The sequence below is a fragment of the Pseudonocardia xinjiangensis genome (assembly GCF_012911925.1).
Lineage (GTDB): Bacteria > Actinomycetota > Actinomycetes > Mycobacteriales > Pseudonocardiaceae > Pseudonocardia > Pseudonocardia xinjiangensis.
The window spans coordinates 1-8,690 of the sequence record NZ_JAAXKY010000224.1; the positions used below are offsets into that span (position 1 = coordinate 1).

General features: G+C 73.2%; 8 protein-coding genes. 4 read left to right on the forward strand and 4 right to left on the reverse strand.

The window, feature by feature from the left end; genetic code table 11:
* Positions 1–47: 47 nt before the first annotated feature.
* Both HF577_RS39500 and HF577_RS35320 read right to left on the reverse strand, forming a co-directional pair.
* Positions 48–1,058, reverse strand: coding sequence for an NlpC/P60 family protein (locus HF577_RS39500; RefSeq protein ID WP_169400349.1), 1,011 nt, complete (start codon positions 1,056–1,058; stop codon positions 48–50).
* 740 nt (positions 1,059–1,798) lie between these two features.
* Positions 1,799–3,181: an NYN domain-containing protein gene (locus tag HF577_RS35320; protein ID WP_169400351.1), complete on the reverse strand. Its 1,383-nt coding sequence runs from the start codon at positions 3,179–3,181 to the stop codon at positions 1,799–1,801.
* Between the two features lie 104 nt (positions 3,182–3,285).
* On the opposite strand from HF577_RS35320, the gene HF577_RS35325 reads away from it, so the two are divergent.
* Positions 3,286–5,001 carry a DEDD exonuclease domain-containing protein gene (locus tag HF577_RS35325; protein WP_169400352.1) on the forward strand — a complete coding sequence of 572 codons (1,716 nt, stop codon included), beginning with the start codon at positions 3,286–3,288 and terminating at the stop codon, positions 4,999–5,001.
* Positions 5,002–5,037: 36 nt separating this feature from the next.
* Positions 5,038–5,316, forward strand: coding sequence for an Lrp/AsnC family transcriptional regulator (locus tag HF577_RS35330; RefSeq protein WP_169400353.1), 279 nt, complete (start codon positions 5,038–5,040; stop codon positions 5,314–5,316).
* Between the two features lie 241 nt (positions 5,317–5,557).
* Here HF577_RS35330 and trpD read toward each other — a convergent pair whose 3' ends face one another.
* Positions 5,558–6,607 carry an anthranilate phosphoribosyltransferase gene (gene trpD, locus HF577_RS35335; protein ID WP_169400354.1) on the reverse strand — a complete coding sequence of 350 codons (1,050 nt, stop codon included), beginning with the start codon at positions 6,605–6,607 and terminating at the stop codon, positions 5,558–5,560.
* A complete protein-coding gene (locus tag HF577_RS35340; RefSeq protein WP_312859591.1) occupies positions 6,600–7,028 on the reverse strand; it encodes a response regulator in 429 nt (142 codons plus the stop codon). Before HF577_RS35340 ends, trpD begins: the two co-directional genes overlap by 8 nt.
* 127 nt (positions 7,029–7,155) lie before the next feature.
* Between HF577_RS35340 and ctaE the strand changes: the two genes are divergently transcribed.
* Positions 7,156–7,761 carry an aa3-type cytochrome oxidase subunit III gene (gene ctaE, locus HF577_RS35345; RefSeq protein ID WP_169400356.1) on the forward strand — a complete coding sequence of 202 codons (606 nt, stop codon included), beginning with the start codon at positions 7,156–7,158 and terminating at the stop codon, positions 7,759–7,761.
* A 29-nt stretch (positions 7,762–7,790) separates the two neighbouring features.
* Complete coding sequence (qcrC, locus tag HF577_RS35350) at positions 7,791–8,633, forward strand: cytochrome bc1 complex diheme cytochrome c subunit (protein WP_169400357.1); 843 nt, start codon at positions 7,791–7,793, stop codon at positions 8,631–8,633.
* Positions 8,634–8,690: the final 57 nt, after the last annotated feature.

An 8,690-nucleotide genomic window follows, 5' to 3' on the forward strand; every position in this document is an offset into this window, starting at 1 on the left:
GGCCACATCGGGCCGGCCGCCGCCCGTACTCGGGGAGCGGACGAGGCCTAGAGGCGGCGAGCGCCGCTGAAGGCGCTGCTCGACACCGTCTGGTACTTCACGACATCGCCGGTCTGGGGAGCGTTGATCATCTTTCCGCCGCCGGCGTAGATCCCGACGTGGCTCACCGGCGAGTAGTAGAAGACGAGGTCGCCGGGCTGCATGTTGTCCCACGACACAGCCTTGCCGACGCGCGCCTGCTGGCTGCTCGACCGCGGGAGCGTGACGCCTGCCTTCTTGAAGGCCCAGCTCGTGAGACCGGAGCAGTCGTAGCTGCTCGGGCCGGCCGCACCCCACTGGTAGGGCTTGCCGAGCTGGGTCGCTGCCGCCTTCAGCGCCTCGACACCGGCCCCGGTGCCCGTGATGGGGACGTCCGGGGCGTCCTCCTTGGGCCCGTTGCGCTCGCGCCGCTGCTGGGGGGACAGCCGCTCGAGGAGCTTCTCGGCCTGGTCGATGCGGATCTCCGCGTCGCGCTTCCGGGCGGCGACGTCGTCCTCGGCCTTCTTGGCCTCGTCGGCGGCGGTCTTGGCCCGCTCGACGGCGGCGTCGGCATCGGCCTGTGCCTTCGCGGTGACGTCGACGACGGACGACAGCTGCTCGAGCGCGGCCTTGTAGTCGGCCGAGAGCGTCTCGAGTGCCGACATCTGGTCCAGGAAGTCCTGCGGGGACCCGCTCGCGAGCAGCGCGTTGAACTGGTCGAGGTTGCCGCTCTCGAAGGTGCCCATCGCCACCGCGTCGAGCTGCTGGCGGTACTGCTCCTCGTCGGCCTTGGCCGCGTCGACCGCGGCCTTGGCCGGCGCGACCGCCTGCTCGAGCGTCTGGAGCTCGGCCTGCCGGGCGTCGACGGTGTCCTGGGCGGCGTGCCACTCCTCGGTGAGGGCCTCGGCCTCCCGCTGCACCTGGTCGAGCTGGGCGGCGGCGTCGGCCGCGTTGGTGGGGGGCGGCGGTGGCGGCGACGGGGGCTGCGCGCTCGCCGGTGTGGCGCCGAGAACGAGAGCGAGGAGCGAGACAAGGACCAACGCTCCCGCGGATGGAACATGACTCCGGCGGAGGGCGGATCGGTGTGTGATCCACCGGAACTTCCGACCGTGACCGGATGGGGTACGCCGAGGCGACACCACGCGGATGGCTCTCCTCTCACCACCCGCACGCTCCTCGATCGGGGGCCCTCAGGCCATCCGTTCGGACGAAGGTGCGGTGACCTTGTGTCGCCATTCCGGTCGAATGGCTGAACCGCCACAAGGTCGCGGCGAGATTACGGAGACGGGCAATGACGTCCAAACCGGGGGGATGTCACCGGATGGGGTGATGAGAGTCCCCTGTGAATGCAAAGAGCTACCAAAGCGGTTCTGCAACGCTGTGATGTCACCCTGCGTCACGAGCCGATCTTCCGCCATCCGTGTCACCGGACGCTCGGCGCTCACGGACAGCCACCAGTCGCAATCTCGGTACAAGTCCTTGATCTGCGAGCACATCCAGGGCACGTCGCTCCGGTGCGTCGAACTGCACGATGGGCGCGCCGGACGGCACCTCCGGCCCCTCCGATCCGGTCGTCTGCGGGGTGGGCGCGCCCAACAGAACACCGATCACGCAATCGCCGCAGGCGATCCCACGAACCTCGCAGCTGTCACAATCGATGATCATTTCCTGCTCCCTCGTCGGCCGGGTCGTTCCCGATACCGCGGACGTTAGGAGCGACCTCCGACAGTTCTTCACGGCCGAATGCCGATCGGATGACCGAAACGGCTGCCGCGGAGGGTCAGACGCGGGCCAGCCGGCCCAGCAGCACCGCGGACGGCACCGAGTAGGCCCCGCCGCGGCGGACCGACTCCACGACCGCGCGGTCGGACGTGGCGACGAGGACCGGACGGCCCTCCGGCTCGGCCGCCACGAGGTCGCGGATCACGTCGTCGGCCAGCACTCCGACGTCGCTGAAGAGCACGCGCACCCGCGATCCCCGCGGCGGGGCGGTGACGACGCCGGCACCGTCGAACACGACGGTGATCTCCACGCCCGTCCGCGCCGCGAGCGCTGCCAGCTGTCCGACGAGGCGCGTGCGCTGGTCGGCCAGCGGCAGCTCGGGATAACCCGTCTTGCTGACGTTGTAGCCGTCGACGATCACGTGCACCGACGGGACCGTCAGGAGCGCGTCGAGCTCGGACAGCCGGTCGATCGCCGCCCCGCGGCGCGCGGCCTGGGCGCCGGCCACGAGGTCGGCGGGCCGGGGGCCACCGCCGCCCAGTGCCAGCTCACGGCGCAGCCCCGTGACGGCCCCACCGAGGGTGTCGATGAGGAGCTCGAGGCGCACCTCGTCGGCCTTGCGAGCCTCCCGGGCGGCCTGCCGGGCCGCCGCCACCTCGGCCGATGCGCGGTCGGCGCGCCTGCGCTCCGCCTCGGCCCGGCCGCGCTCGCGGTCGCGCTCGGCCCGGGCCGCCGCCAGCTCGCTCTCGGCCGCGCGCCGGAGGTCGGCGGCGCTCTGCTCGGCGGCCACCTGCCCGTCGATGGCCGCGCGGAGCCGCGCTCCCTGCTCCGAGACGCGCCTGCGCAGCTGCTGGTACTCGGCGTCGCGCTGCTCCCCCGCCACCCTGGCCTGGGCCCGCGCCTCGGTGAGCTCCGCGCGCAGCCGGTCGAGCTCGGCCGTGAGCTTGTCCACGCGCGAGAGCGCCGCATCCCGCTCGGCGCGCAGTTCGACGACCTCGCCACGGCGCGCGGCCGCGGCCACCGCGGCGGCTGCCGCGGGGTCGTCGGCGAGGAGAGCGGCCGCCGCGGCGGTGAGGGGGTCGTCCGCGGCGGTGGTGAGCTCCCCGGGGCGGTGCTCCTCCCACCACGCGACGACCGCCGCGCGGAAGGCCACCGAGGCCGCCAGCTCCGCGGTCAGCGCCGCCCCGCCCAGCTTCGCGCGCTTGGCCGGGGTGAAACGGGCGAGCCTGCGCAGCGGCACCGGGACATCGGTGACGGGCATGGAGCCCACCGCGGCGGCGGCCGTGTCGGCCAGCCGGGCACGCACGGCGTCCGGGAGCCGCTCCCAGCTCACGGGCTCCGGGGCGGCCGAGTCACCGGGGCCGGAATCGCCGTCACCGGCAGGCGACGGCTCGGCCGCGCCGCACCCGGGCGGCCGGGCGGTGTCGTCTGACCCGGACATCACTCCAGGTTATCCGCGTTCGAGCGGAACCACCCACCGGTGGCAGCGCGAATACGCGCTGTGTCCCCCGGTTCTGTCGGTCACTGCCGCTAGCGTCCGCCGCCGTGCCCGGTCTCTCCCCACAGCTGTCCTTCGACGAGCTCGGCACCCCGTTGCGCGAGGTGACGTTCGTCGTGCTCGACCTGGAGACCACCGGCGGCTCGGCGGGCAACGACGCGATCACCGAGATCGGCGCGGTGAAGATCCGCGGGGGTGAGCGCATCGGCGAGCTCGCCACGCTGGTCGACCCGGGCACCGGGGTACCACCCGCAGTGATGGCGCTCACCGGTATCACCACCGCGATGATCTCCGGGGCTCCCCGGCTCCCCGCCGTCCTGCCCACCCTGCTGGAGTTCCTGAGCGGTGCGGTCCTCGTGGCCCACAACGCACCCTTCGACGCCGGCTTCCTGCGGGCGGCGTGCGAGCGCCACGGGCGGCCGTGGCCCCGCCCGCCGGTGCTGTGCACCGCGCGCCTGGCCCGCGCCGTCCTCTCCCGCGACGAGGCGCCGAGCGTGCGGCTCGGCGCCCTGGCCCAGCTGTTCGGCACCACCACGAAGCCCACCCACCGTGCGCTCGCCGACGCCCGGGCCACCGTCGAGGTGCTCCACCACCTGCTCGAACGGGTGGGCAACCTCGGTGTGCAGAGCCTCGAGGAGCTCCTGGGGCTGGCCCGCGAGTCGGCGCCGCACCGGCCAACGCAACAGCAGCGCAAGAAGCGGGTGCTCGCGGCCGGAGTGCCCGCGGCGCCGGGCGTGTACCTCTTCCGCGGCCCCCGTGACGAGGTTCTCTACATCGGCACCAGCGGCGACCTGCAGCGGCGGGTGCGCAGCTACTTCACCGCAGGGGAGCGGCGCCGCCGCGTGCGCGACATGGTGGCGCTCGCCGAGCGCGTCGACACCGTCGTGTGTGCCCACGCGCTGGAGGCCGCGGTACGGGAGCTGCGGCTCATCGCGGCGCACCAGCCGCGCTACAACCGCCGGTCCCGCCGTCCCCATCGCGGGTGGTGGGTCACCCCCACCGCCGAGGCGTTCCCGCGCCTGTCCGTGGTCGCCACCCCCCGCGACGGGGCGCTGGGCCCGTTCGGGTCCCGGCAGGCGGCCGCCACGGCCGTCGACACCGTCCTCGACGCGGTGCCCCTGCGCCCGTGCACCCAGCGCATCCCGGCCCGCGGCGCCTCGGCGTCGCCCTGCGCGCTGCACGAGCTCGGCCGGTGCGCGGCGCCGTGCGCCGGGCTGCAGACACCCGAGGAGTACGCACCGGCGGTACGGGCCCTGCACGACCTGGTCGACGGCCGCGACGACGGCGCGCTGCGCACCCTGGCCACCGAGGTCGACGAGCTCGCCGGGCGGGAGCGGTTCGAGTCGGCCGCCCAGGCCCGCGACCGGCTCGCCGCGCTGATCCTCGGCCTCGAACGCTCCCAGCGCCTGGCCACGCTCGCCGCGCTGCCCGAGGTGGTCGGAGCCCGGCCGGACGGCCGGGGCGGCTGGGAGGTCTCGGTACTGCGGTTCGGCCGGCTCGCGGCCGCCGGGGTGGCCCCCCGGGGTGTCGCGCCCATGCCCGTGATCGACGCCCTGCGTCTCGGCGCCCAGACGGTCCTCACCGAGCCCGGCCCGCTGCGCGGAGCGCCCGCCGAGGAGGTGCGGCTGCTGCACCGCTGGCTCACCACCGGTGGCACCCGCCTGGTCCACGCCGAGCCTTCGTGGGCCGAGCCGGCCCGGAGCGCCGCACGCTGGGGTGGCTGGGTGGAGCGGGCGCGGCCGATCGAGGCCGGCGTGGACTAGGGTCGGGCAGGAAGTCGACCTACCCGAGGAGCCGTCGTGATCACCGCGATCGTCATGGTGCACACCGCCGCCGACCGCATCCCGGAGACCGCGCAGGCCATCGCCGACCTCGACGGCGTGAGCGAGGTCTACTCCTGTGCCGGTGACGTCGACCTGATCGCGGTGGTCAAGGTCAGCCAGCACGACGAGCTGGCCGACGTGATCGCCGGGCGCCTCAGCAAGGTCGACGGGGTGCGGCGCACCGACACCCACATCGCCTTCCGCTCGTACTCCCGCGCCGACACCGAGGCCACCTTCTCGGTGGGCCTGGACTGACCCGCCGGGGCCGACGCCCCCGCCGGCCCGGCGCGTCATGGACACATAACGCGGCATCAGGCCCCACCGGAACAGCAACACGGGACCACAACGCTGCTACCGCGGCGACTCGCGCACCCGGAACGGGCGACTCGCGCACCCGGAACGGGTGACTCGCGCACGCAAAGCGGGCGACTCGCGCACGCGAAACGGGCGACTCGCGCGGGGCTGCGCTAGGCCGCCGACCGGGTGAACAGGAGCGTCAGGTGCGCTGGGCCATCGAGAACGTCGCCCACCGCTGCAACAGCCGCTGCGCCGCGCCCGAGTCGATCGCGGCCGCCACCCGGTCCAGGGCCGCCGGGAAGGCGTCGGCCAGGTGAGCGGGCACACCGTCGAAGGCCACCACCGCGGCCGCCGCGTTCAGCAGCACCGCCTCGCGCACCGGGCCGGGCTCCCCCGCCACCAGCGCCCGGAACACCCCTGCGTTGACCTGCGCGGAACCGCCCCGCAGGTCCTCCCGGGTGGCGGGGACGATGCCGAACTCGCGGGCGTCGAGCGTCTCCCTGCGCACCTCACCGCCGGTCACGGCCCACACCGTGCTGGTGGTCGTGGTGGTCAGCTCGTCGAGCCCGTCGTCGCCGCGCACCACGAGCGCCGACGAGCCCCGCCCGGCGAGCACCTCGGCGATCACGGGGGCCAGTCGCGTGTCGGCACAGCCCACCAGAGCCGCGAGGGGCTGGGCGGGGTTCGTCAGCGGGCCGAGGATGTTCATGGCGGTGGGCACGCCGAGCTCGCGGCGGGGCCCGATCGCGTGCCGCATCGACGGGTGGAACACCGGGGCGAAGCAGAACCCGATACCCAGCTCGGCCACGCAGGCCGCGACGCCGTCGGGCGGCAGGTCGACGGCCACGCCGAGCGCCTCGAGCACGTCGGCGGCCCCGCTGGCCGACGACGCGGCGCGGTTGCCGTGTTTGACGACCGGCACTCCCGCCGCGGCGACCACGACGGCGGCCATCGAGGAGATGTTCACCGTCTGGGCCTGGTCACCCCCGGTGCCCACCACGTCGACGGCGCGTCCCGGCACGACCACCCGGCGGGCGTGGTGCAGCATCGCGTCGGCCAGACCGGAGATCTCCTCGGCCGTCTCACCCTTGACCCGCAGGGCCACGAGGAACCCGGCGAGCTGCGCGGGAGTGGCCTCTGCCGAGAGGATCCGGTCCATCACCCACGCGGTGTCGGTGGCACCGAGGTGCTCCCCGCGGATGAGCCTGCCCAGGATCCCCGGCCAGGTGAGCGGGGTGTCGTCAGCCACGGATCGCGGTGTCGAGCGCGGCGGACCGGCGCAGGACGTCGGCCACCGTCTCGGCGGCGGTGAGGGGGTCGAGCGGGTGCACGAGCACCGCGTCGGCCTGCGACCAGGTGGCGAGCCACCGGTCGTCGCGCCTGCGGAGGGTGACGATGATCGGCGGGCAGTCGTCGATCTCGTTCTTCAGCTGGCGCGAGAGACCCATGCCCCCGGTGGGCTGGGCCTCGCCGTCGAGGATGGCGAGGTCGACGCCGCCGGCGTCGACAGCGGCCAGCACCTCGGCGATGCCACCGGCCTCGACGAACCGGACGCGGCCGAGGTCGGGGGCGGGTCGCCGGCCGATGGCCATGACGACGGCCTCGCGTACCTCGGGGCGGTGGCTGAACACCAGCACGGTCAGGGTCGGGTGCGCGACGGGGCTGCTCACAGGGAGGAACTGTAGTGCCGCGCTCCGGAACATTCGGGGGGTGCTGCCCGTTGGGCGACCGAACCGTGACCGACACCCCGGGTATCCCGACAGGCTGTAGAAGTTGGCCGGGGGTCATAATGCCCGGGTGACGACAGCGGCTCCCAGCATCAGCGCGCGCATCCACTCGCTGAACCGCCCGAACCTGGTCAGCGTTGGCACCATCGTCTGGTTGTCCAGCGAGCTGATGTTCTTCGCCGGGCTGTTCGCGATCTACTTCACCGCGCGCGCTCAGAATCCTCCGGGTGCGACGTGGCCACCCGCCCCCACCCACCTCGACGTGCCTTACGCACTCGTCGTGACGATCGTGCTGGTGGCGTCCTCGTTCACCTGCCAGTTCGGGGTGTTCGCCGCGGAGCGGGGCGACGTGTTCGGGCTGCGCCGCTGGTACCTGCTCACGCTGGTCATGGGCACGATCTTCGTGCTCGGCCAGAGCTACGAGTACTGGAACCTCGTGCACGAGGGCACCACGATCTCGTCGAGCGCGTACGGCACGGTGTTCTACCTGGCCACCGGGTTCCACGGGCTGCACGTCACAGGCGGCCTCATCGCGTTCATCTTCCTGATCATCCGCACCAAGCTCAGCAAGTTCACCCCGCAGCAGGCCACCGCCGCGATCGTCGTGTCGTACTACTGGCACTTCGTCGACGTGGTGTGGATCGGCCTGTTCGCCGTCATCTACTTCATCCGCTGACCGCCGACATGGGCTGGAAGACGCAGACGATGACCACCACACCTTCCTCGAAGCGCCTCCGGGGCCCGCGCAGCCGTTTTCGACGCCGGATCGCCGGCGTCACGGCGCTCGGCATCGGCCTGCTGGTCGTAGGCGGCCTCTACACCACCTTCGCGCCGCAACCCCAGGTCGCGGTGGCGCAGCCGGACGACGCCGCACAGGTGGCGCTCGGGCAGGAGCTCTACAACTCCCACTGCATCACCTGCCACGGGGCGAACCTGCAGGGCGTGGAGGACCGCGGACCGAGCCTGATCGGCGTGGGCGACGCAGCCGCCTACTTCCAGGTGTCGACCGGCCGCATGCCGCTGGCGCGCCAGGAGGCGCAGGCCATCCGCAAGCCGCCGCTCCCTGAGTTCAACCCGGACACCCCCCAGGGCGCGGCGAACCTCGACGCGCTGGGCGCGTTCATCGAGTCCAACGGCGGGGGCCCCACGCGGCCGCCGGAGTCCGGGGCGGCACTGCGCGGCCCGGACACCGCCCGCGGCGGTGAGCTCTTCCGGCTCAACTGCGCGTCCTGCCACAACTTCACCGGCCGCGGTGGCGCGCTGACCTCGGGCAAGTTCGCGCCCAACCTCGACCCGGCCACCGAGACCGACATCTACACGGCGATGCTCACGGGCCCGCAGAACATGCCCCGCTTCTCCGACCGGCAGCTCTCGCCGGAGGAGAAGAAGGACATCATCGGTTACATCAAGTCGGTGACCAACGGCAACAACAACCCCGGTGGGGAGCCGCTGGGCGGCATCGGGCCGGTCTCCGAGGGCTTGATCGCATTCATCGTCGGCCTGGCCGGCCTGATCGGATTCGCACTGTGGCTGGGAGCCAAGTCATGACCACCTCGCGGCAGGACCCGCCCGCACTGGGCACGGAGCACCCGCATCCACCCACCC